This window comes from Promicromonospora sp. NPDC059942 (assembly GCF_042731755.1).
Classification (GTDB): domain Bacteria; phylum Actinomycetota; class Actinomycetes; order Actinomycetales; family Cellulomonadaceae; genus Promicromonospora.
Genome location: NZ_JBHWLR010000005.1, coordinates 85,269 through 107,954 on the forward strand (window position 1 = coordinate 85,269; position 22,686 = coordinate 107,954).

Genomic DNA, 22,686 nt, shown 5'->3' on the forward strand with positions numbered 1-22,686 from the left:
CAGGCAGTCGGTTCAGCCCGCGACGTCCGCCACGGCCCGGGCCCGGCCCACGACGAAGGCGGCGTGCAGCACCGCGGGGGGCGTCAGCTCGCCGGCCAGCAGGCCCTGGGCCGTCCGCTCCAGGGTCGCGAGCCCGAGGTCTCGCGCCAGGATGCGCGCCTGCTCGACGTCGGACCGCTGCCGCACCGTGAGCGCCGGCCGGCCCGTGGCCGCCGCCGCGAGCAGGACGTCGCCCAGCAGCAACGTCACACGGCGCACCGGGGGCGGCGGTGCCGTCGGCGGCCGGACGGCCTTCGCCGAGGACGCCTGAGCCTTGAGCTTGCGGATCCGCTTGCGCCAGAAGTCCCAGTAGCTGTTCTCGAGCGACCAGGCCGGCGTGATCGTGGGACTGACCAGGCGGATCGCGCCCTTGTCGCGCACGAACAGACCGACCGGCTCGTCCCGCTCCTCGCGACGCTCGATCGTCACCGCGACCAGCCTGGACCGCACCGACAGCAGCGTCTGGACCGCCTGCTCCCCCGCGGCCGGCAGGCGCAGCTGCCGCGTGTCGCCGTCCGAGGTGACGACGGCGAGCGTCAGCTCCTGCCGCACCTCGTCGATGCCCACCTCGCCGACGTCGCGGACCAGCACGAGCCGCACGTTCGCCGGTCGGCGTCCGAACCCGACGACGTCGCGCGGCTGGACTCCCGCCCCCGTGCGCTCGGCGATCACGCGAAGCTCGTCGAGGTCGAACCCGTCGCCCTCCAGACGCTGGAGCACCGGGGTGCCGCCCGCGCCGAGGCCGCCGTCGGGCTTGGTCCGCACCTGGGTGAGGGCGAACGCACCCTCGCACAGGGTGCTCAGCGACCTGTTCCACAGGAGCGGGCTGGTCCAGCTCCGCTGGAACCGCGGGTCGCTGCCCGACGGGCGACCGGTCACGACCTGCCGCACCTGGCCGGCGTCCGTCGTGGCAGGCGTACCCGCCTCGGTCTCGGTGTCCCAGCCCAGGTAGGCCAGGCCGCGCGATCCGCTCTGCGACGTCCACCAGCGGGCCCCGAGCGGCACCCAGCGCGGGAGGTCGATCTCGTCGTCGGCGCCCTTGCTGGACGCCCGCCCGCGGCCTGTCGCTGCGCGGTCTGTCACTGCGGGGTCTGTCACTGCGCGGTCTGTCGCTGCGCCGCCGGTAGCGCCCGACGCCAGTCCGGGCCTCGCGCCGACGGCACCGGCGGTTCCGGCCGGGTCCGCCGCGCGCTCCAGCACCTCGCACATCGCCCAGATCTCGGCGAACGCGTCGAGCAGGTCGGACTCCGTGACGGCGTCGTCGCGACCGGCGAGGCCCGCGACGAGGCCGCCGGCGACCCGGACGAGTCCGTCGAACCGCACGTTGCCGACCAGCTCGGGCGCGACCTGGTCGAACCCGGCGACCCGCACCCGGCCGGCCAGCGCGGTCAGCGACTCGGCGTCGTCCGCCCCGAGGTGGGACAGCCCGCCCGACATGAGCCGCCCGACGACGTCGCGCACCTCCGCGAGCGCCTCCCGCCGGCGCTTGAGCACCGCCGGGGAGGGGGCGCGGCCCGTTGTCTCACCACCAGCCGCAGTGTCGGCACCAGCCGCAGTCGCACCACCGGCCGCAGTCGCTCCATCAGGGACTGCCCCGGATCCGGCCGCCCGGGGCACGGAGTGCGCGACGACACCGCCAGCATCAGCGCCCGCCGGCGCCACGTCGGGCGCGATCCCGGTCGCCCACAGGCAGGCGGCCACGACGTGCTGGCACACGCCCGCCGTCGGGCAGTCGCACGCGACCGCGGCCGGGCCGCGGCCGTCCACCCGCACCGAGACGCCGGACACGTCGAGCACCGCGCCCTTGGCGTCGTACGACACCTCGGTCACGGTGTCCTTGCGGGCCCGGCGCAGCAGGCCCGCGTTGCCGAGCGCCTTGAGCGCGTCGTCGTCCAGGCCCGCGTAGGGCGCCGCCCACGCGTAGGTCTTCCGGTCGCTCATGAGAGCACCTCCCCCAACCACTCTGCGAACCGTTCGGGCGTGAGCGCGGCGACCTCCATGCCGCACTCCGCCAGGTGCCGGGCCGTGCCCTGGTCGTAGACGGGTTCGGCCGCCTCGTCCAGGGCGGCGAGCCCGAGCATGGTGACGCCGGAGGACGCCATGCGCCGCACCGTCGTCAGCAGGTTCGACACCGATCCGCCCTCGTAGAAGTCGCTGACCAGCGCCACCACGGTCCGCGACGGGTTGCGGACCTGCTGCTCGGCGTGCCGCACGGCCCGTGCGATGTCGGTGCCGCCCCCGAGCTGCGCGGTCATCAGGACCTCGACGGGGTCGGCGGCCAGGTGCGACATGTCCACCACCGAGGTGTCGAACAGGTAGAGCTGCACGTTGATGCCGGGCAGGCCGGACAGGATCCCGGCGCACACCGCGGAGTACAGCAGCGACGGCGCCATCGAGCCCGACTGGTCGACGAGCAGGATGACGTCCCAGGTCAGGGTCCGCTTGGCCCGGGCGGAGAAGCGGACGTCCTGGACCGTCATCCGGCCTTCGGCGTCGACCCGGCCGAGGTTGGCGCGCAGCGTGCGCTTCCAGTCGAAGTTCCGCGCGACCCGGTGCATCGACCGGCGCGACCGGTCGATGCGGCCGTTGACCGCCGTGGTGAAGCGGGGCCGCAGCCGCCGCACGACGTCGTCGACGACCCGGCGGATGATCCGCCGCAGGCCCGCCGCGGCCTGGTCGCCCAGGGCGCCCCGGACCTGCAGCATCGCGACGGCGAGCTCCCGCGACGGTTCGAGGGTCTCGAGCGCGGTCTCGTCCTGCAGCAGCTCCGTGAGGCCGTACCGGCTCACGGCGTCGACCTGCATGCGCTCGAACGTCTCCCGCGGGAACAGGCTGCCGGCCTCGCTCAGCCAGCCGAGCGCGGTCACGTCCACGCCGTGCGGCTGGGACCCGCCCAGTCCTGCGCCCCCACCGCCGCCGCGCGCGCCGCCCTCACCCGGGCCGGTGCCGCGACCGACGCGGTGCCCTCGGGCCGTGTACTCGCGGTCGTACAGGTAGCGCAGGGACCGCTCCAGCCCCTGGTCCTGCTGGCTCACCTGCAGCTCGTCGGCGGCGTACCGGCCAAGCACCAGGCGCCAGCGCCGGGCGGCCTCGTCGTCGGAGACCGACGGCGCCGCGCCAGGTGCGTCAAGGTCCTCGGGCACCCCGAGATCGGACGCCGTCCGACCGGTCGCGCTCATGCTTCTCCTCCTGCCGTGCCGACGCCGGCGGCGTCCACGGCTCTCGTCGTTGCGGTCGTCGGGCCCCAGTGGGCCAGCCCGTCCCGTTCCAGCACCGCGACCAGCTCCCGGTCCAGGCCCAGGCCGGTCGCCAGGTCCTCCTCCGACAGCGCGACCCGCACGTCCACCTGGTCCACCCGCGCCCCGGTCCGCTCCGCCACGCGCTTCGCCAGCCGGTGCGTCTCGGTGGGGCGCAGCCACGTGAAGGCCCGCCGCAGGTCGGGCAGCACCGCCAGGAACGCGTCGCCGTCGAGCGTGCGCAGTGCGTCGTCGACGGCGTCGAACATCTCCGGCGTGTGCAGGATCAGGTCCGGCGCGGCGCGCATGACGCCGCCCAGGAACCGCACGGCCGCTCCTGGGTCCGCACCCGCGGACAGGGCGCCGCGCACCCGGGTGACCAGGACGTCGTCGGCCACCTCGCCGTCGGTGAACCCCAGGGCGAGCAGCGCGCCCGCGACGGCGGGGGCGGTGCCCTCGTCGTCGCGCAGGCGCGCGAGCTCGCGCGCGACGGCGATGCGGTTGACGGCGCCGTCGGCCCGGTCCGCGCCGCCGTCTGCCGCAGCGCCGCCTGCCGCAGCGCCGCCTGCCGCAGCGCCGCCTGCCGCAGCGCCGTCTGCGGCAGCCGCGTCCCGGAGCAGGGAGCGCAGGCCGATCAGGGTGCCGATCGCCGCGTCCTCGTCCTCGGCCCGGACCTTGCCCAGGTCGCTGACCAGGTAGGCCGCGGTGGCGAGCGCCTGGCTCACGAGGTCGAGCAGCTCGCCAGCGTACTCCTCGGCGCCCAGCTCGACCCGCGCCTGCCAGAGGCCGAGCAGCCGGCGCGCGCCCGAGACGACGGAGTCCACGTCGCGGTCGGTGTCGAGGGTGACGCGCAGCAGGGACACGATCCGGGGCAGGTGCGACCCCATCCCGATCACCAGCGCCTGCGCGACGAGCCGCGCGAGGGCGTCGACCGACGCGGCCGCCGCCCCGGGCATCGAGCCCGTCCCGGTGCCGGCCAGCCGCGCCTCCGTCTCGTGCAGCCGGGCGAGCGCCACGGCCTCCAGGGTCGCGCCGAGGTGCACCATCTCCACGAGCCGCGCCTCGACCAGCGGCGTCCAGCAGTACTGCCACTCCTCCGTGATCAGGCCGAGCCCTCGGCCCGCCACGTGGTCCGGACCCGAGACGAGCTGTCCGAATCCCGCACCGACGAAGTCAAGCAGCGCCAGCACCTGGCGCTTGGCCCGGTGCGACGCCGTCCGCCGCGCGTCCAGGCGGGCCGTGCGCGGCAGCGAGTCGTCGACGACGAGCCGCACCGCACGCACCCGCTCGCGCACGTCGCGCACGAGCGGCGGCGACGCGCTGCCGGGCGGCAGGTCGCCCAGGGCCCGGCCGCCGAACACCTCCGCGATCGCCAGCCCCAGCGGCCGCTCCGGCTCGCCCGGTCCGCCGACGCCGCCGTCGTCCTGCACGTAGCACGAACGCATCGCGTCCAGCAGGTCGGTGCGGCCCGCGAAGGCGCGTTCGCGCAGGTCGGCGAGCCGGGTCGCGGACGCCGCCGCGGCGCCCACCTGCGGCAGGCTCACGGCATGCCCCCGGTCGACGGCGCCCCGGGCGACGTCGACCAGGATCTCTGCGGCGAGGGCACGGGCGCCGACCGGACCGGACGCCGCGACGTCCGGTCCGTCGGTACCGTCGGCCGCCAGCTCCCGCAGGTGCGCCGCGTGGAGGCGCTCGTAGTAGCCGGGCGACGGCATGCCCGCGCCGTACCCGCGCAGCCCGTCGAGCCGTTCGTGGTCGTAGCGCACCAGCCAGGCCTCGCCCTGTGCCATCGCGCCGAAGCCGCCCTCGGGCTGCCGGTCGCGCACCGGGGCGCCCTCCGGCGCGCCGGACAGCGCCTCCACCAGCGCGAGCGTGTGGAAGGCCCCGGTCACGACGAGCACCGGTCCGCCGGCCCCCGTCGACGTTTCCGCCACCGCCTCGGCGATCCGGGCCGACATCCGCGCCTCGCGGTCCAGGGACCCGTCGGCGGCGAGCACGCTCTCCTCGTAGTCGAGGCGCGCGAGCGCCGCCCACGCGAAGACGTCGTCGAACAGAGCTCGCCAGTCCGCGAGCTCGGCGCTGCGCCGGGACTCGAACAGGTGGTCCCACACCTCGTCGTGGTCGCGGCACCCGAGCCGGCGGGCGAGTGTCGCGACCGCCTCGGAGTGCGCCAGGTAGCGCTCGGACATGAGGGTCCGCGCGAAGGGGTCCGGCTCTCCGGCGAGGTTCGGCCCGACACCCGACCCGGCAGAGCCCGGCCCCGCAGAGTCCGGCCCGGAACCGTCAGGCCCCGAACCCTCGGAACCCCGTCCCGAGACCGCGCGCTCCGCCGCCGACCGCTCGCCGAACGAGCGGTCGATGAACCTGAGCTCCGCGCCGACGTCCCGCCCCGCGTGCAGGGCGACCCACTCCGGCGAGAAGGACGCGAGCGGGTAGAAGCCGGCGCCGTCCCCCGGTTCGCGGTCGCCCGGGCCCGCCGCAGACCCCGAGCCGGAACCCGAGCCGCCGAGGCTCAGCACCGCGATCGGCGGCCGGGTGGCCTCGTGCAGCAGGTCCGGGATGAGCCGCGTGAACTCCTCGGGGCCCTCGATGAGCACGGCCGACGGCCGCAGCTCCTCGATCGCCGCACGCACCGCCACGGCGCACGCCGGGCTGTGGTGCCGCACGGGCGCGAAGTAGATGCCGCGCTCGGCCCGCAGCCGTCCGACTGCGTCCGCTGCCGACCTCAGGCGTTCCGGCGCGAGCTGCCAGACGGCGTCCACGCGCCGGCCTACGACGTCGTCACGCACCGCCACAGCGGCGTTGCCACGCACCGCCACAGCGCCCCCGCCCGTCACCGCCACAGCGGCTCTGCCGCGGTGAAGAACGCCTTCCAGCGCGCGTCGGTGCGGGCGCGCTCGCGCACCACGTTGTCGACGTAGTGCCGCAGCCGGCGTGCGTCCTCCTCCTCGCCCTTGAGCGCGACGCCCGCGACCTGCCGCGCGACCTCGGCCGCGGTCACCGTGCCGTCGCCGAGGTACCGGGCCTCCAGCGAGGCGGCCACGGCGACGTTGACGGCCTCGGCCGTGGACATGACCGTCTCCGGCCGCTTCACGGGAGCGCCCTCGCGCGTGCTGCCCGTCCGCAGGTCCTGGAACACGGTGACCAGCACCTCAAGGACGTCGCGCGGCACCTCGGGGCGGTCGCCCTCGGGTCCCAGCTCGGCCGCGAGCTGGCGCTGCACCAGCTCGATCTCGAAGGCGCGGTCGCGCACCGGGGCCACGGTCTCGAAGCTGAACCGGCGCTTGAGGGCCGCGGACATCTCGTGCACGCCGCGGTCCTTCAGGTTCGCGGTCGCGATCACGGTGAAGCCCGGCCTGGCGGCGACCCGCGCGTCGGGCCCGAGCTCGGGGACCATGAGCTGCTTCTCCGAGAGGATCGACACGAGCGTGTCCTGGATCTCCGGCGCACAGCGCGTGATCTCCTCGAAGCGCACGACGCGCCCCTCGCGCATGCCCGTGCAGATCGGCGACGGCACCAGCGACCGCTCGCTCGGCCCCTCGGAGACCAGGAGCGCGTAGTTCCACGAGTACCGCACGTGGTCCTCGGTGGTGCCCGCGGTGCCCTGCACCGTCAGGGTCGAGCTGCCCGAGACCGCCGCCGAGAGCAGCTCCGACAGCATCGACTTGGCCGTACCGGGCTCGCCCACCAGCATCAGGCCCTGCCGCCCCATCAGGGAGACGACGGCGCGGTCCACCAGCGGGTCGTCACCGTAGAACTTGCGGGTCACGCCGAGCTCCTCGGAGCCCACGACGAACGCCCGCACGGCCCGCGGGCTCAGCCGCCAGCCCGGGGGCCGCTCGTGCCCGCGCTCGGCGTCCCAGGCGTCGAGCGTCGCCAGCTCGGCGGCGTACCGGATCTCGGCGGGCGGGCGGATCTCGGTGGCCTGGCTGATCTCGGTTCCAGCAGTCGTGCCTGCCGAGACGGTGGTGTCCGTGGTCATGACGTCCTTCGGTGCGTGCGTTACGAGTGATGACGTGCGAGTGATGACGCGAATGATGGCGTGCGAGTAATGCCGCGACGGCCCTGGTCAGGGCCGCTGCGGTCAGCGTGCGATCAAGGTAGCGGGAGCCACTGACACGCCTGCGCGGGGTCTGGTGGCCGCACCTGCCGTCCCCGCCAGCACCGCGGGGGACGCTCGCTCAGACGATGTCCGAGACCCCGGCGTACGTCGCGACGGCCGGCTCGCCGGCCCAGTCGTAGACCTGGATCACCAGCCCGCCGGGCGTCGACTCGCTGCTGGCGAGCCTCAGCCCCGCTGGCGCACCCCCGTCCGGGAAGAGACGCCGGCCGCTCCCGACGACGACCGGCGCGACCACGAGGCGGAGCTCGTCGATCAGTCCGGCGGCCAGGAGCGACTGCGCGAGCCGCGCGCTCCCGTGGATCTGGAGCTCACGACCCGGTTGCCGCTTGAGCGCGCCGACCTGGGCCGCGACATCACCCGAGAGCACGGTGGTCGGGTGCCAGGTGCCCTCGGCGAGCGTCTGCGAGGCGACGTACTTGGGCAGGCCGTTCATCAGCGCGGTGAACGGGTCGGCCGGATCCGTGATCTGCGGCCAGTCGCGCGCGAAGGCGTCGTAGGTGCGGCGGCCGAGCAGGAGCCCGTCGGCCTCGCCGAGCCAGTCGACCGTCCGGCGGACGAACACCTCGTCCATGTGCGGCACGAGCCACCCGCCCCGGGTGAACCCGTCGCTGGTGTCCTCCTCCGGCGACCCGGGCCCCTGTGAGACGCCGTCGAGGCTCACGAACTGCATCAGGACCAGCCTCATGCTCTCGCCTCCACCAGCTCGGCGAGCTGCCGCGTGACGGTGCCCCAGCCGTCGTGGAAGCCGAGCTGCTCGTGCCGGTCGCGGTCGGCGACGTCGCGGTGCATCGCGGTCGCGCTGTACTCCGTGCCGTCGGGGTGGTCCCGCAGGGTGATCACCGCGGTCACGAACGGTTGCGTCGCGGGACGCCAGCCGGCCACGAGCGCGTCGGTGAAGACGATCCGCTCGAGGTCGTCGACGGCGAGGAAGCAGCCCGTGATGTGCGGGCCGAACTCGACGCCGTCCTCGCTCAGCTCCGTGCGGAAGGAACCACCCGGGCGCAGGTCCATCTCCCGCACCCGGCAGATCTGCGGCGCCGGGACCCACCACTGCTCGAAGCTGGCCGGGTCGGCCCAGGCGTTCCAGACCGACGACAGCGGGGCGCGGATGATGCGGGAGACCGTCAGGTCGAGGTCGGGCCGGCCGGGCCGGCCGTCCGGTGAGGCTCCGTGCGGCGGGGTCATGAGAGAACGTCCTTGTTGTCGGGGTCGTCGGTGTGGTCGTCGGTGCCGGGCCGGGCCGCGGTGACGAACCGTTCGAGCCGGTCCGTGCGCCCCTCCCAGATGCTCCGCTGTTCGCCGAGCCAGCTCTCGACGGCGTCGAACGCCTCCCGCTCAAGCGTGCACGTGCGCACCCGGCCGACCTTCTGCGACCTGATCCACCCCGTGCTCTCGAGATAGCGGATGTGCTTCATGAACGACGGCAGCGCCATGTCGAACGGCGCCGCGAGCTCGCCGACGCTGGCCGGACCCGCGCCGAGCCGGCCCAGCACGGCGCGCCGGGTCGGGTCGGCGAGCGCCTGGAACGTACCGTCGAGCACCGAATGCTGAGCCATACGGCTAAGTTAACTCGCGCGGAAACTAAGCGCAAGGGCTAAGTGTCCCGAGCGCAGCCGACGCCGGACACGCGTGTGCTGCGCGGGCACCTCGACCCGCGCAGCACAGCACTCAGAACTGGTCAGTACTGAGACTGGTCAGTACTGGCTCTTCTTCTCCCAGTCCGCGTCGAAGGCCCCGCCCTCTGCCACGGTCACGTAGTCCTGGTAGGACACCGCGAGCAGCACCTTGGGCACGTCCTCGAGCTTGAGCCGGCCCCGGTCGTCCCACGTCCCCGTGCGGCGGAACACCAGCTCCTGGACGGCAGCCGTGATGTTCTCCTCGGGCAGGAACGCGCCGGTGAACTCGATCTCGACCGTGAGGTCGAGCGTCGGGTACTCCTTGCGGTAGGCGGAGAACCACCCGGCGTCCTCGGCCTGCGACCGCGAGTACCCGAGCTTGGTGGCCCGGCCGCGGATCGTGAACGAGTCGCTGAGCCAGCCCTTGCGGGTGTCGATCACGGTGGCGGTGCCCGGCAGGTCGGGCAGCGCGCCGGCGGCGTCCGCCTCGGCACCCAGGCCCTGGTCGAACAGCGGCGTGATCTCGTAGTCGCCGAGGTGGCCGCGCCAGGCCGGCGCGCCGGTCTCGTCGTCGTCCCCGAGGGTGGCGGCGTGCACCAGCGACACGCGGGCGTCGTCCGGGAGGGTGACGTCCTCGTCGTCGACGCCGATCAGCGCGCCGCCGTCGCCCGGCCGGAACGTCACGGTCCCCGTCGAGCCGGAGCCGGCGCCGTCCGCGCCCGGCAGCTCCGCCGCCCACACCAGGCGCGCGGCCAGGCGGGACATCAGCGGGTGCCCCAGCACGAACTCGCGCCAGTCGGCGACGCTCCACGTGCGGCCGGTGACCATGGCCTCGGCGAAGCGCTGGGTCTGCAGCGCGACGACGGCCTTGAGCTCGGCCCGCGACTCCTTGAGCTGCCGCTTCGCCTCGGCGTACACCTCGTCGTCGTCGGACGCGCGCTTGGCCGGCAGGGCCTTGACGACCTTGCCCGCGGGGTTGCGCAGCTCGAGCGTGAACGCCTCGGTGATGCGCCCGGTGACGACGCGCGCCTCGCCCCCGTCGGCGCCACCGTCTGCGCCCGAGGGTCCGGCGAGGTCGAGGCGCAGGATGCCGTCGTCGTCGAACCCGGCGGTCTGCACCGTGCGGTCGGCGAGCTGGTCGCCGTCCCAGCCGTTGCGGTCGGCGATGTCCTGGGCGAGCGCCCCGGCCGCCTCCTGGACGGTGCGCTGCTTGAACCGGCGCGACACCGCGAGGAGCTGCTGCACCGCGGCCCGGTCGCCGTTGGCGGCGAGCGCGCGCACCAGGTACTCGGCCTGGGCGCGACGGCCCTTGTGGGCGGCGAAGTAGTGCTGGGCGGTCGTCGCGAGCCCCGCCCCGGGCATCCCGACGGTCAGCGCGAGCAGCCCCTTGTCCTGCGTCGCCGAACCGAGGTAGGTGGCCTGGTCCTCCCGGTAGAGCCGCTTCCAGAAGTCCTCGACGGTCTGCCCGGCCTGGTCCGCGTAGTACTCGGGGTAGCGCTTGATCGCGGACTGCAGGTTGTCCCAGCGGGACTGCGCGTGCTGGTCCGCGTACTCGCGGGAGTGCTCCACGGACGGGTTGCGGGTGTCCTGGGCGACCCAGGCGCGCAGCACGAACGAGCCGAGCGCGGCTCGCGAGGCCGGGTCCAGCAGGCTGACGTACCGGGCGATCAGGCCCTCGCCGCTGGGCGCCTTGAGCTTGGAGGCCAGGACGACCCACCAGCGCACGACGTCCCGCGGCACAACTCCGCCGGGCTCGCCGGCAGCCCCGGCACCAGCAGCACCAGCACCCGCCCACCGCACCTCCGGGAGCTGCTCGAACGGGAACCAGTCGAGGCTCGCCGGGATCTTCGCCTTGAGGCCCTTGGCGGCCTCGGCCTGCAGGATCTCCGGCGCGAGGTCGGCGGAGATGTCGTCGCCGAGCGTCTCCAGGGCCGAGAGCAGCGCGGCCCGGGCCGCCTCGCGGCGCTCCTTCTTCAGGGCGGCGCGCAGCGCGGGCACCGCGGCGGGGTCACCGATGCGGGCGAGCCATACCGCGGCCGACGCGCGCACCTCGCCCTTGCTGTCCGCGAGCGCCTGCTCGGCCAGGGACCGCGCCCCGGTGTGCGCCTCCAGGACCTGCTGTGCCGTGACCCGGTGGGTCTTGCCCGCACCGAGCGCGAGCGCCGTGAGCTTGGGCAGCAGCATCGGCGGCAGGGCGGGGAACTCGCGAAGCATCGCGAGCGACCTGCCGGTGCGCTCGCCGCCGTCCCCGGTCCGCAGGCTGCGTTCCAGGATCTCGGGGCGCTCGGCGAACCAGGGCCAGGCGACCGACGCCGGGATCTCCTCGTGCCCCCACCAGCGGTTCAGGACAAGATCGGTGACGAGCCGCTCGACGTCCGGGATCCCGGCGCGCTCCAGGCCGTCGTGGAGCTGGCGCAGGTCGGTGACCTCGTCGAGGTGCCCGCGCAGGTTCCACAGCAGGTTGTTGCCGTCGCTGCGGCCGCCGTGGACCAGCGCCCGCAGGCGCACGTGGAACATCAGGCTCTGGTCGGCGAACGCCTCGTGGCGGCGGTCCGTGAGCCAGGTGACCAGGGGCGAGCTGCGGAGCTGACGAGCCGGAGCATTCGCCGTGAGCACGCGCGGGAGGGCCTCGACGTCCTTGGCGGTGATCTTCTCGAGCTGCTTGAGGTTGTTCTGGGCGGACTTGAGCACCCACTCGTTGTGGCCGGCCTTCGCACTCTTCCGGGCCTCGTCGAGGTTGGTCCGGGCCCGGGCGGTCGCCTGCTCGACGTCGGTGCGGAGCTGCTTGACCCACGCGTCGTCGAGCACGGGGTCGGGCAGCGGCTCCCAGTCCGGGAGGTCGATGGCGACGTCCTGCGCGGGCGTCTCGAGCGCGCGGGCGCGCTCGACGGTCTGCTCCAGCAGCTTGACTCGCGCGCCCTGCCCGGCCGCGACCTTTCCGTTCTCGTCGCGCAGCGTGGCGAGCGCCGCCTCGCACGCGGCGAGGCCACCGTCCAGGGCGGCCAGCCGTGTCACGGCCTCGCCGAGGGCGCCCGACTTCGCCGTGGTCAGGAAGGGCGCGAGCAGCTCCACCTGCCGGTCGTCGGGCAGGGTCGCGAGGTGCTGCAGCGCGGCGGCGCGCACGCCCTTGGCGGGGTCGGCGGCGAGGCCCGCGACGATCCGCGCGAACTCATCGCTCGGGACCTCCTGGGTCGAGATTCGCCTGCCGATCTGGCCGAGCACCTCCTCCTTGCTCGCGGCGGTCAGCCCGGGGACGACGTCGGCCAGGAGCGCGGCGTGCTCGCCCACGAACTCGCCGAACGCGACGGACTTCATGATCCCCTCGCGGGCGTCGGAGTACCAGGAGCGGCCCTTCGAGGAGCGGTGCACGATCGCCACGAGCACGGTGCGCGAGGCGGCGTCGGCCGGGACGCCGCCCTCGACCGCGGCCTCCTCGAACATCGCGGGCGTCCAGCGGGTGCGCGTGGCCTGGTCCCCGTTGCCGGGGCGGTTGCGCTTGGGCGTGCCGATGTGGCCGATGTCGTGCACCAGGAGCGAGAGCCACTCGGGCACGGCCGGGATCTCGACGGTCTCGCAGGCCTGCGCCAGCAGCCGGGCGAGGCGGACCACCTGCGCCATGGCGCCGACCGCGTAGACGCGGCGGCGGCCGTTGACGCCCTTCTCCGTGGTCCAGCTCTTGTGCTGGGCGGCGACCTTCTTGACCAGGTCGGGCGAGACCCAGCTCGACCAGTAGGTGGTGCGGCCCGGCTGGTCGAGCAGCCGGTCGACGTCGTCCGTGGCGGCGGACGCCACCTGGGTCAGGACCTCCGGCGTCGTGCCCTCCAGCACGTAGCCCACCGCGTCCTCGTACAGACCGGTGCTGACCAGCGACAGCGGCGCGAGCGCATCCGCCACGCCTCGCGCCGTCTCGTCGCCGCCCCGCACCCGGTCCATCAGCTCCTGCAGCATCTCGCCCCATCACGTCGTCGTCGGCCATCGGGGCAGAGCTCGCCCCTGGATCGTGCCGCCTTCAGCAGCACGCGCACAAAGTAGCGGTGGCCACTGACACCCGGGCGGAGCATCCCGCCCGGGTGCCAGGTGCGACGACTAGGGCTACGGCTACGGCGTCAGCCGGTGCAGGTCCCGCGGGAACGGCGTCACCTCGCGGATGTTGGCCACCCCCACGAGGCGCGCCACCCACCGCTCCAAGCCGATCGCGAACCCGCCGTGGGGCGGCATCCCGTGCCGGAACGCCTCCAGGTAGGACGCGTACGACGCCGGGTCCTCGCCCCGGGCCTCGATCGCCGCGACGTAGTCGGCGTACCGGTGCAGGCGCTGCCCGCCCGTGACGAGCTCCAGCCCGCGGAACAGCAGGTCGAAGCTGTTGCTCCACCGAGGGTCCCCAGGCCCCTGAGTCGGTTCCGGGTGCGTGTAGAACGGCCGCTTGGCCATCGGGTAGCCCTCGACCGCGACGAAGTCCGACCCGTGCTCGGCCCGCGCCCACTCCCCCAGGGTGCGCTCGTGCTCGGGCGCCAGGTCGGGTTCGTCCGACGGCGCCCCGACGAGCTCCAGGGCGTCGGCGAAGTGCAGCACGGGGAACTCGGCCGGGATCCGCGGTACCTCGACGCCCAGCCGCTCGGCGGCCCCCGACGCGCGGACGGCGTCCGCCATCCCGGCGAGCACGTCGCGCAGCACGGCCAGCACGTCGCGGTGGTCGCGCACGAACCCGAGCTCGACGTCGAGCGAGCGGTACTCCGCGAGGTGCCGCACGGTGTCGTGCGGCTCGGCCCGGAACACCGGCCCCACCTCGTAGACCCGCTCGAAGACGCCGACCATCTGCTGCTTGTAGAACTGCGGCGACTGCGCGAGGTAGGCGGGCCGCCCGAAGTAGTCCACGGGGAACACGTTCGCCCCCGACTCCGTGGCCGTGCCGACCAGCTTGGGCGTGCAGACCTCGGTGAAGCCCGCCGCGTCCAGCGTCGCACGGAACCCGCGCAGGCTCGCCGCCGCGACCTCCCAGCGCGCCTTCTGCGCGGGGTGCCGCCAGGCGACGGCGGCGTGGTCGAGCAGCGTGGGCAGGGCGGCGCTCAGGGCCGGCCGCCACAGCTCGACCGGCGGGGTCTCGGCGGGGTCCGTGAGCGGCGTGATCAGCAGGCCCGCACCGCCCAGCCCGGTGACCTCCACGCCGCCGGGCGCCTGCGGGTTCGCGGTGACCGTGCCGGTCACCTCCACGGTGGTCTCCTCGGGCGGCACGGCTGGCGCCGTCGGCCCGGCACCGGTGCGCACCACGATCTGGGCGAGCCCGGTGCGGTCGCGCAGCACCAGGAACGTCACGGTCGCGAGCTCACGACGGCGGTGCACCCAGCCCTGCAGCCGCACGACGGAGCCTGGCGGGACGCTCGGCAGGTCGCGGGCGAGGGTGCGAGCGGGAACCCCTGTGGACTCAGCCAGGGCCGGAGCCGGGGACGTCGAAGGGGATGGCAAAGGTGGTCTCATCATTCCTCCAGAGAGCGCAGGCCCTGGAGGAGCGGGCGGGGGCTAGGTCGCGGTGCCACCACTCCTTTGCCGGGAAGCCCCGGCCTCTCGTCGGTACGCCGCACGCGCGGGTGGTCGCTCGCCCGGCGGACCGGGCCGAGGTTCGTCACGCCTCACGCTCACCACCGCACACGCTATGCCCGACGGCGCCGGCGACGCCACCAGGTTTACGACCCGTCGACGGCGTCGAGCCAGGCCAGCACGGCACGGCCCACCGCGGCGTCGTCCTCCAGCGGCACGAGGTGACCGCGACCGGGGAACGCGACCACCTCGGGATCGCCGGGCAGCAGCTCGCGCAGGCGGCCGGCCTGTTCGAACGGGATCCACGGGTCGTCCTCGGCCCAGCCGACGCGGACCGGGCAGCGCACCTCGCCGAGCCGACGGACGACGGGCGCGGTGTGCTCGGGCGAGAGCTGCGCGATCTGGCGGTAGAAGGCGGCCTGCCCGACGTCGTCGAGCCACGGCTCGGCGAGCGTCTCGACCTGCTCAGGAGCGAGCGCATGGTTGGCCGCGCCGGCGATGTACTCCCGCACCAGGGCACCGTGCAGCGGCCCGGGCACTGCCGCGAAGACGGACTCGTTGCGCGCCACGAGCCGGAAGAACTCCGAGCCCCAGGGGTCCAGCGTCACGATGTCGAGCAGGAACAGGCTCGCCAGGTCCGCACCCTCCAGGAGGTGGGCGCCGAGGGCGACGGCTCCCCCGATGTCGTGCGCAACCAGGTGCGGGCGGCCCAGCCCCCAGTGCCGCAGGAGCGCGGCCAGCCGCCTGCGCTGGGCCACGAGGTCCACGGCGACCCCAGCCCCCTTGGATGAGGCGCCATATCCGGGCATGTCCCACAGGAAGACGCGATACCCCCGCCCGAGCAAGCCCTGGCTCAGTGCACGCGCCACTGGAGCCCAGACCTGTGCGGACCACGGCGTGCCGTGGCAGAGCACGACGTCGCCGGCCGAGGGCCCGCCGGCCGGCTCCAGCACGTAGGTGGCAATGCGCTCGCGGGTGCCGTCGGTATCGACCTCGACGAACACCGGCTTGGGCAGGGCGGACGGGCGTGGGACGGAGGCGGGACCAGGCATCACACGACGCTATCCCGAGCCTCTGACACACCCCTGGTGACGGGCGCCCAGCCCCCCGAAGGTCCCGGGCGAATAAGGTGAGGCTTGCCTTACTTCTGTTGCTATGATCGGATGGTGATGACACATTGTCAGCACGTCTGCCAGCACGGCAGCACCGCACCGGAGGAGACCCCGTGAGCCTGCCCGTCGAGGAAATCGCCCCCGTCCCCCTGTCCGCCGTGCTCCGTCAGGGCACTCGTGACGCCCATGCCGGTGCCAACTCGGAGCAGTTTATCGAGGAGCTCCTGTCCGGAGCGCTCACCCGGGACGCGCACGCCGACCTCACCGCGCAGCTGCTGGTGGTCTACGAGGCCCTGGAGGAGGCGAGCGCCGCCCTCGGGAGCGACGACCGGGGCGCCGGCCTCGTCTTCACGGAGCTCACGCGTGTCCCCGCGATCGAGCGGGACCTGGCCTTCCTGTACGGGCCGGACTGGCGCGACAAGATCCGGATCCTGCCCGCGACCCGCGCGTACGCCGAGCACGTCCGCGCCGTGGGCGGCAACCTGCCGCAGTACGCCGCGCACTCCTACACGCGGTACCTGGGCGACCTGTCCGGCGGGCAGATCGTCAAGCGCATGATGAAGGAGCACTACGGCCTCGACGAGGAGGGGCTGGCCTTCTACACCTTCCCCGACATCCCCAAGGTCAAGGTGTTCAAGGACGCCTACCGCGAGGCGCTGGACGAGCTCGACCTGGACGACGACGAGGTGGCCGCCACCCTCGCCGAGACGCACCACGCGTTCACGCTCAACCGGGCGGTGTTCACGGAGCTCGCCGCGATCCACTGCTGACCCCGTAGCGGCGTCGTCGCTGGTCACAGCGCTGGTTCTGACGCCTCGGCGTCTGACATGTCACATCGTCTGACTTGTCACATCCCGAGGCGTCACGTTCCCCGCTCGTGCGTTGTCAGATGGAGTATGAACACCACCGAACGTCGCATCTCCACGACAGCGCTCGTCATCGGTACGGGCGGTTCCGGCCTGCGCGCCGCCATCGAGCTCGCCGAACAGGGGGTGGACGTCCTCGCCCTGGGCAAGCGGCCCCGGATGGACGCCCACACCTCGCTCGCCGCCGGCGGGATCAACGCCGCCCTCGGCACCATGGACGCGGAGGACAGCTGGCAGCAGCACGCCGCCGACACCATCAAGGAAAGCTACTTCCTGGCCAACCCGCACACGGCCGAGATCGTCGCGCAGGGTGCCGCGCAGGGCATCGCCGACCTCGAGCGGTACGGCATGGCCTTCGCCCGGGAGGACGACGGGCGCATCTCCCAGCGGTTCTTCGGCGCGCACACCTACCGCCGCACCGCGTTCGCCGGCGACTACACCGGCCTGGAGATCCAGCGGTCCCTCGTGAACCGGGCGACGCAGCTCGACATCCCGATCCTGGACTCGGTCTACGTCACCCGGATCCTGACCCACGACGGCGCGGTGTTCGGCGCCTACGGGTTCGACCTCGACGACGGCACGCCGTACCTCATCCACGCCGACGCCGTGATCCTCGCCGCGGGCGGGCACAACCGCATCTGGCGGCGCACGTCGTCCCGCCGCGACGAGAACACGGGCGACTCGTTCCGCCTCGCCGTCGAGGCCGGCGCGCGCCTGCGCGACCCGGAGCTGGTGCAGTTCCACCCGTCGGGCATCCTGGAGCCCGAGAACGCCGCGGGCACCCTGATCTCGGAGGCCGCGCGCGGCGAGGGCGGCATCCTGCGCAACGCCCTGGGCGAGCGGTTCATGCAGAACTACGACCCCGAGCGCATGGAGCTCTCGACCCGCGACCGGGTGGCGCTCGCGGCGTACACCGAGATCAAGGAGGGTCGCGGCACCGAGAAGGGCGGCGTCTGGCTCGACGTCTCGCACCTGCCGCGCGAGACGATCATGACGCGCCTGCCGCGCGTCTACCAGACGATGCTCGAGCTGCAGATGCTGGACATCACGGCCGAGCCCATCGAGATCGCGCCGACCGCGCACTACTCCATGGGCGGCGTGTGGGTGCGGCCCGAGGACCACAGCACCGAGGTCGACGGCCTGTACGCGATCGGCGAGGCGTCCAGCGGCCTGCACGGCGCCAACCGCCTGGGCGGCAACTCGCTCATCGAGCTGCTGGTCTTCGGCCGCATCGTCGGGCGGGCCGCCGCGGCCTACTCCGCCGGCCTGGAGGCGCAGCGCCGCTCGCACGACGCCGAGGCCTACGCCCGCGCCGAGGTGGCCGACCTGCTCACCGCCGACGGGCACGAGAACGTGCGCGCCCTGCAGCGGGCGATCCGCAACACGATGACCGAGCACGCGGGCGTCGTCCGGGACGAGGAGGGCCTGACCGCGGGCCTGCGCGAGCTGGACGAGATCGAGGCGCGCACCCAGGAGATCGGCGTGCACCCCGACATCGCCGGGTTCCAGGACCTCGCGCACGCCTTCGACCTCAAGGCGTCGCTGATCGCGGCCCGCGCCACGCTGGAGGCCGCCCGCGAGCGCCGCGAGACGCGCGGCTGCCACAACCGGAGCGACTACCCGGACCTCGACCCGGCGCTCCAGGTGAACCTGGTCTGGTCCCCGAAGACGGGCATCGTCCGCGAGGAGATCCCGGAGGTCCCCGAGGAGATCGCGACCCTGATCGCAGCCCAGGAGGTCTCGACGCAGGGCAAGCTGGTCGAATAACCCACCCCCGCCCCCTGCCTCGTTGAGTGCTGGGTATTTGCGCCCTTTCGCGCGCCAGGAGCGCAAATACCCAGCACTCAACGAGTTGGGTTGGGGGGGGTCTAGCGGCGGTGGCGGGGGTCGTGGGCCTCGCCCGTGGTGCGTTCGGTCCAGCCCGGCCAGACCCGCTGGGCATCGCGCTCGTGGAGCTTGCCGCCCAGGTGCATCGCCCGCCAGACGCCGCGGTAGCCGGGCAGGATTCCGGAGGCGATGATCACGTGCCCGACGACGACGGGGGTCACCACATACGTCGACCACCGGTGCACCGCGGCGAACCAGACGAACGCAGGTCCCCCGCTGACGAGCGCGAGCCCCACCCCGGACACGACCAGGGCGAGCAGCGTCGCGACAAGCACCAGGTTCGCGATGCGCTGCCCCGGGTCGAACCGGCCCTCGTGGCGCCCGAACCGCCCGGTGAGGATCGCGGCGGGCCAGGTCCGGAACCACGCGCCGTCGCCGTGCTCGACCCGGAAGGTCTCGCGCCAGAAGGTGCGCCAGCCCCGCGCGCCGACGACGACGGCCAGCACCGTGAGCCCCGCGAGGACCCAGCCGGTGATCGTGTGCACGTCGGTGTCGGACACCCCCGTGACGCGAGCGATGACGCTCGGGCTGCCCTCGTTCCCGAGCAGCAGCCACCAGCCGGTGATCAGCAGCACGATGACGGTCACGTACACGCCGGCATGGAACCAGCGTGCCGGACGGCGGTTGCGCTCGACCGTGCCGGTCTCGTGCTGCCCGGTCTCCTGGCGCTCGGTCTCCTGACGCTCGGTGCCATGTCGCCCGGTCTCACGGCGCCCCGTGTCGTGCCGCTCAGTAGCTGTCACCGTCGTCTCCCGTGCTGTCACCCGTGCTGCCGCCGGACCCCACGGTCACGTTGATCTGGGTCTCCACCCCGGCCGCCGAGTGGTCGGCGTTGCGCAGCGACGCGTCGATCTCGTGCTCGCCCGCGGGCAGGTCGGTGACCTCCACGCTGTCGCCCTCGACCACCATGTACTCCTGGTCGTTCCCGTCGAAGTAGACGTGCACGTGATCCTTGCCGGTGTCGGTCGGGCCGAGCTCCTCGCTGGAGGAGAGGTCGATGGTGAACGGCGTCTCGACCGTGGCCCCGTCCTTGGGCGACGTGATCTCGAGGGTCATCCCGCCACCACCGCCACCACCCGAGCCGCCCGAGTCCCCGGAGCCACCCCCGCCGTAGCCGCCCCCGCTGCCGCTGCCGCAACCCGCCAGGAGCAGGACGCTGAACGCCGCCCCGGCGGCGAGCCGCGCCCCTCGGCTTCTGGACGCTCCTCGTAGTCTGGACATGGTTACCTCCTTGTTCCGGGTGTCACCGACGACGCCCGTCACCTGTCCCTACGTGGCGGGGCGCCCGACGGATCTCTCGGGCTCCGAAGCGCGACAGGTTCGAGCCGAAGATCAGGCCGACGAGATCCGGCGGGGTGAGATCCAGAGACGGGTCCCGGCACGTAGGAAGGGACATGACGGCATCGGACGAGGCGCTCCTCGCCGGGATGGCCGCGGACGACCCGGACGCGGCAGCCGTGTTCGTGCGCCGGCACCAGGCGCGGGTCTACGGGCTGGCGCTCTTCGTGGTCGGCATCCCCGCGGTCGCCGAGGAGGTGGCGCAGGAGACCTTCGTCCGCGCGTGGCGGCACGCCGACGGCTTCGACCCGCGGCGGGGCCGCGCGACGACGTGGCTGCTCGCGATCGCCCGGCACGCCGCGATCGACGTGCTGCGGGTGCGGCGCGACGTGCCCGTCGACCCCGTGATCATGGCGGAGCGGATCACGGCCGAGACCGTCGCCGACCCCGACCTGCTCGCGGACCGGGTGGCGACCGGCACCACGGTGGACGCCGCGCTGGCGCACGTGCCCCGGGAGCAGGCGACGGCGGTGGTGCTCGCGGCGGTCTTCGGGCTCAGCGGGGCGGAGATCGCGCGGCGGACCGGCGTGCCGCTGGGGACGGCCAAGACGCGGATCCGGCTGGGGCTGCGGCACCTGCGCGACGAGCTGGCGAGCAGCCGGGAGGAGGAACGGCCATGAACGGGGCGGACTGGGGCGGGCCAGGCAGGAGCGGGCCGGGCGGTAACGGGCCAGGCGGGAGCGGCTCGGGCAGGAGCGGCGACCGCTGCGCCGAGCTGCGCGATGCCCTCACCGAGGTGGCGCTGGGGGTCGCGGACGGCGCGACGCGGGCCGCCGTCATGACGCACCTGGCGACGTGCGACCGGTGCCGCGACGAGCTGTCGTCGCTGGCCGACGCCGCCGACGAGGTGCTGCTCCTGGTGCCGGAGCACGAGCCCCCGGCCGACTTCGAAGGGCGCGTGCTGGCCCGGCTCGCGGGCGACCCGGCGCGTCCCGACGCCGGTCCGACGAGCCGCGCACCCGGTGCTCCGGTCGAGCCGGGAGCCTTGGACGGCCCGCCGGCCGTCGCCGGAGCCGGTCCGACAGCACCCGGGCGGTCGACGCGCGGCCCTGCGTCGTCCGGCCCCGCGACCGTCCGGCGGCACGGCGCCCGGCGCGCCGTCCTCGCCGCCGCGCTCGGCGCAGGTCTGCTCGTGGCGGGCGGCGCGAGCGTGTGGGTCGTGACGGCGCCGGACCGGGAGCTGGCGGCGTCGTACCGCACGACGCTCGACACGGCGCACGGCCGCTACCTCACCGCCGCCGACCTGGTTGCGGACGACTCGGCGGACGGCACGGCAGGCGACTCAGCGGCCGGCTCGGTCGGCACCGTCTTCCTCTACGAGGGCGACCCCTCCTGGGCCTATGTGGTGGTGCGCGACGCCGGGCCGGCGGCCAGCTACGACGTCACCGCCGTCGTCGCGAACACAGAGAACACGGGCGACCCGGACGCCGTCGTCCCGACTCCGTACGGCAGGGGCGTCCACGCGACGGAGCCGGGCCACACGACCTTCGACCGCAGGGCCTCGGAGGCCGGCACGCCGCCCGGCACCGGCAACCCCGGGAACACCAACAACAACCCCCGCAGCGACGACACCCGCGAGATCTCCCTCGGCTCGTGCGTCGTCACGACCGGCACGTGCTCGGCGGGCGGTGTGCTCGGCGTCCCCGTTCGCGACGTCGTCTCCGTGCGCCTGACGACCCAGGACGGCACGCCCTGGGCCACGGCCACCCCCTAACCCGCCCAACTCCGTCGTTGAGTGCTGGCTATTTGCGCCTTCCGCGGCCGAAAGAGCACAAATAGCCAGCACTCAACGACCGGGTTGGGCGGTGAGAGACCGGGTGGGGTAGCGGGGACCCGGTTAGGGGATGGGGGTTCCGCGGACCACCAGGCGGGGTTCGACCAGGACGTACGCGGCCTCCTCCGCCTGGTCGCGCTGGTCGCGCCTCAGGACGACGCCGCCCGTGGGGCCCATCAGCAGGTCCAGCACCCCGGCCGCGACCTGCTCCGGGAGCTGCTCCACGCTGCTGATGCCCAGCGCCTCGGCGGCCGGGGTGTTGTCGAACCCGACCACGGGCAGGTCCGGCCGGCCGAGCGCCGTGGCCGCCAGGTGCGCGCCGATCGCCAGGGAATCGCTGACGCAGACGACGGCGTCCACGGCGGGGTCCGCCGCGAGCGCCGCGCCGGTCAGCTCGCGGGCCAGGCCGACGCTCTCCTCGGTGTGCCAGCGGGGGCCGGCGGACCCGGCGTCGGCCATTGCCTCGCTCCAACCGCGGGCGCGGTCGTCGCCGGTCCCGGACCCCTCGGGCCAGCCGAGGAACGCGATCTTGGGGCCCGCCTGGTCGAGCAGGTGGCGGGTGGCGGCGTAGGTGCCGGCGGCGCCGTCGACGTCGGCCCAGGAATGCTGGCCGACGCCGACGCCGACGTCGACGCCATCGCCGGAGCCCGAGCCGGCCCCCTCGCCGTCCGACCGCCAGGGGCGGCCGAACGAGACGAACGGGACGCCCCGCTCCTGGAGCCAGGTGGTGCGCGTGTCCTCGTGGGACGTGCCGGTCAGGACCACGGCGTCGATCTCGCCGCCGTCGACGAGGTCGCCGATGCGCTCGATCTCGTCGGCGGGCGTGCGCGCGGCGTACAGCAGGATGCGCATGCCGCGCTCGCTGGCGCGCTCGGTCAGGGCGTGGACGAAGCGGTCGAGCACCACGCCGGAGATGCCGCCCGCGTACGGGTCGAGGCGCACGCCGATCGTCGAGCTGCGCCGGGTGCGCAGGCGGCGGGCCGCGGCGTGCGGGCGGTAACCGAGCTCCGCGATCGCCAGCTCCACGCGTTCGCGGGTGGGCGCGCGCACGATGTCCGGCGCGTTCAGCACGTTGGAGACGGTCTGGCGGGAGACGCCCGCGGCGCGGGCGACGTCCTCCACGGTGGGGGCCTTGGTCATCGTGCTCCCCTTCCGTTCGC

General features: G+C 74.0%; 17 protein-coding genes. 4 read left to right on the plus strand and 13 right to left on the minus strand.

Annotated elements, in window-relative coordinates:
• Positions 1 to 12 precede the first annotated feature (12 nt).
• The 10 genes from ACFV9Q_RS09705 to ACFV9Q_RS09750 form a co-directional block, all read right to left on the minus strand.
• Complete coding sequence (locus tag ACFV9Q_RS09705) at positions 13 to 1,980, minus strand: hypothetical protein (RefSeq protein ID WP_377234231.1); 1,968 nt, start codon at positions 1,978 to 1,980, stop codon at positions 13 to 15.
• Positions 1,977 to 3,218, minus strand: coding sequence for a VWA domain-containing protein (locus tag ACFV9Q_RS09710; RefSeq protein ID WP_377234232.1), 1,242 nt, complete (start codon positions 3,216 to 3,218; stop codon positions 1,977 to 1,979). The genes ACFV9Q_RS09705 and ACFV9Q_RS09710 overlap by 4 nt, the downstream gene beginning before the upstream one ends.
• Positions 3,215 to 6,064: a DUF5682 family protein gene (locus ACFV9Q_RS09715; RefSeq protein WP_377234233.1), complete on the minus strand. Its 2,850-nt coding sequence runs from the start codon at positions 6,062 to 6,064 to the stop codon at positions 3,215 to 3,217. Before ACFV9Q_RS09715 ends, ACFV9Q_RS09710 begins: the two co-directional genes overlap by 4 nt.
• Before the next feature lie 44 nt (positions 6,065 to 6,108).
• Entirely contained in the window at positions 6,109 to 7,257 is a 1,149-nt protein-coding gene (locus tag ACFV9Q_RS09720) for an AAA family ATPase (RefSeq protein WP_377227406.1), read from the minus strand.
• A gap of 199 nt (positions 7,258 to 7,456) precedes the next feature.
• Positions 7,457 to 8,083 (minus strand): dihydrofolate reductase family protein, encoded by a 627-nt coding sequence (locus ACFV9Q_RS09725; protein WP_377234234.1) that lies wholly within the window; start codon positions 8,081 to 8,083, stop codon positions 7,457 to 7,459.
• Positions 8,080 to 8,583 carry an SRPBCC family protein gene (locus ACFV9Q_RS09730; RefSeq protein WP_377234235.1) on the minus strand — a complete coding sequence of 168 codons (504 nt, stop codon included), beginning with the start codon at positions 8,581 to 8,583 and terminating at the stop codon, positions 8,080 to 8,082. The genes ACFV9Q_RS09725 and ACFV9Q_RS09730 overlap by 4 nt, the downstream gene beginning before the upstream one ends.
• Positions 8,580 to 8,954, minus strand: a complete 375-nt coding sequence (locus ACFV9Q_RS09735) for an ArsR/SmtB family transcription factor (RefSeq protein WP_377234236.1) — start codon at positions 8,952 to 8,954, stop codon at positions 8,580 to 8,582. Before ACFV9Q_RS09735 ends, ACFV9Q_RS09730 begins: the two co-directional genes overlap by 4 nt.
• Positions 8,955 to 9,092: 138 nt before the next feature.
• Entirely contained in the window at positions 9,093 to 12,962 is a 3,870-nt protein-coding gene (locus tag ACFV9Q_RS09740; RefSeq protein ID WP_377234237.1) for a DUF4132 domain-containing protein, read from the minus strand.
• Between the two features lie 150 nt (positions 12,963 to 13,112).
• Positions 13,113 to 14,492, minus strand: a complete 1,380-nt coding sequence (aspS, locus tag ACFV9Q_RS09745; RefSeq protein WP_377234238.1) for an aspartate--tRNA(Asn) ligase — start codon at positions 14,490 to 14,492, stop codon at positions 13,113 to 13,115.
• Between the two features lie 203 nt (positions 14,493 to 14,695).
• A complete protein-coding gene (locus ACFV9Q_RS09750; RefSeq protein ID WP_377234239.1) occupies positions 14,696 to 15,601 on the minus strand; it encodes an alpha/beta fold hydrolase in 906 nt (301 codons plus the stop codon).
• Between the two features lie 173 nt (positions 15,602 to 15,774).
• Here ACFV9Q_RS09750 and ACFV9Q_RS09755 point away from each other — a divergent pair, with 173 nt between their 5' ends.
• Positions 15,775 to 16,431: a heme oxygenase (biliverdin-producing) gene (locus tag ACFV9Q_RS09755; protein WP_377227399.1), complete on the plus strand. Its 657-nt coding sequence runs from the start codon at positions 15,775 to 15,777 to the stop codon at positions 16,429 to 16,431.
• 126 nt (positions 16,432 to 16,557) lie between these two features.
• A complete protein-coding gene (locus ACFV9Q_RS09760) occupies positions 16,558 to 18,294 on the plus strand; it encodes an L-aspartate oxidase (protein WP_377234240.1) in 1,737 nt (578 codons plus the stop codon).
• A gap of 101 nt (positions 18,295 to 18,395) precedes the next feature.
• On the opposite strand, the gene ACFV9Q_RS09765 is transcribed toward ACFV9Q_RS09760, so the two are convergent.
• Both ACFV9Q_RS09765 and ACFV9Q_RS09770 read right to left on the minus strand, forming a co-directional pair.
• A complete protein-coding gene (locus tag ACFV9Q_RS09765; RefSeq protein ID WP_377234241.1) occupies positions 18,396 to 19,157 on the minus strand; it encodes a cytochrome b/b6 domain-containing protein in 762 nt (253 codons plus the stop codon).
• Positions 19,144 to 19,635, minus strand: a complete 492-nt coding sequence (locus tag ACFV9Q_RS09770) for a hypothetical protein (RefSeq protein WP_377234242.1) — start codon at positions 19,633 to 19,635, stop codon at positions 19,144 to 19,146. The genes ACFV9Q_RS09765 and ACFV9Q_RS09770 overlap by 14 nt, the downstream gene beginning before the upstream one ends.
• Positions 19,636 to 19,808: 173 nt before the next feature.
• On the opposite strand from ACFV9Q_RS09770, the gene ACFV9Q_RS09775 reads away from it, so the two are divergent.
• Both ACFV9Q_RS09775 and ACFV9Q_RS09780 read left to right on the plus strand, forming a co-directional pair.
• Complete coding sequence (locus ACFV9Q_RS09775) at positions 19,809 to 20,372, plus strand: RNA polymerase sigma factor (RefSeq protein ID WP_377227395.1); 564 nt, start codon at positions 19,809 to 19,811, stop codon at positions 20,370 to 20,372.
• On the plus strand, positions 20,369 to 21,466 hold the full coding sequence (locus tag ACFV9Q_RS09780; protein ID WP_377234243.1) for a zf-HC2 domain-containing protein: 1,098 nt from the start codon (positions 20,369 to 20,371) through the stop codon (positions 21,464 to 21,466). The genes ACFV9Q_RS09775 and ACFV9Q_RS09780 overlap by 4 nt, the downstream gene beginning before the upstream one ends.
• A 123-nt stretch (positions 21,467 to 21,589) precedes the next feature.
• On the opposite strand, the gene ACFV9Q_RS09785 is transcribed toward ACFV9Q_RS09780, so the two are convergent.
• Entirely contained in the window at positions 21,590 to 22,666 is a 1,077-nt protein-coding gene (locus ACFV9Q_RS09785) for a LacI family DNA-binding transcriptional regulator (RefSeq protein WP_377234244.1), read from the minus strand.
• Between the last annotated feature and the right edge of the window lie 20 nt (positions 22,667 to 22,686).

Bases quoted from the DNA above. Each gene is read 5' to 3' on its own strand.
- ACFV9Q_RS09705 (WP_377234231.1), bottom strand. From the start codon at position 1,980: ATGAGCGACCGGAAGACCTACGCGTGGGCGGCGCCCTACGCGGGCCTG.
- ACFV9Q_RS09710 (WP_377234232.1), bottom strand. From the start codon at position 3,218: ATGAGCGCGACCGGTCGGACGGCGTCCGATCTCGGGGTGCCCGAGGAC.
- ACFV9Q_RS09720 (WP_377227406.1), bottom strand. From the start codon at position 7,257: ATGACCACGGACACCACCGTCTCGGCAGGCACGACTGCTGGAACCGAG.
- ACFV9Q_RS09725 (WP_377234234.1), bottom strand. From the start codon at position 8,083: ATGAGGCTGGTCCTGATGCAGTTCGTGAGCCTCGACGGCGTCTCACAG.
- ACFV9Q_RS09730 (WP_377234235.1), bottom strand. From the start codon at position 8,583: ATGACCCCGCCGCACGGAGCCTCACCGGACGGCCGGCCCGGCCGGCCC.
- ACFV9Q_RS09735 (WP_377234236.1), bottom strand. From the start codon at position 8,954: ATGGCTCAGCATTCGGTGCTCGACGGTACGTTCCAGGCGCTCGCCGAC.
- ACFV9Q_RS09740 (WP_377234237.1), bottom strand. From the start codon at position 12,962: ATGCTGCAGGAGCTGATGGACCGGGTGCGGGGCGGCGACGAGACGGCG.
- aspS (WP_377234238.1), bottom strand. From the start codon at position 14,492: ATGATGAGACCACCTTTGCCATCCCCTTCGACGTCCCCGGCTCCGGCC.
- ACFV9Q_RS09750 (WP_377234239.1), bottom strand. From the start codon at position 15,601: ATGCCTGGTCCCGCCTCCGTCCCACGCCCGTCCGCCCTGCCCAAGCCG.
- ACFV9Q_RS09760 (WP_377234240.1), top strand. From the start codon at position 16,558: ATGAACACCACCGAACGTCGCATCTCCACGACAGCGCTCGTCATCGGT.
- ACFV9Q_RS09770 (WP_377234242.1), bottom strand. From the start codon at position 19,635: ATGTCCAGACTACGAGGAGCGTCCAGAAGCCGAGGGGCGCGGCTCGCC.
- ACFV9Q_RS09775 (WP_377227395.1), top strand. From the start codon at position 19,809: ATGACGGCATCGGACGAGGCGCTCCTCGCCGGGATGGCCGCGGACGAC.
- ACFV9Q_RS09780 (WP_377234243.1), top strand. From the start codon at position 20,369: ATGAACGGGGCGGACTGGGGCGGGCCAGGCAGGAGCGGGCCGGGCGGT.
- ACFV9Q_RS09785 (WP_377234244.1), bottom strand. From the start codon at position 22,666: ATGACCAAGGCCCCCACCGTGGAGGACGTCGCCCGCGCCGCGGGCGTC.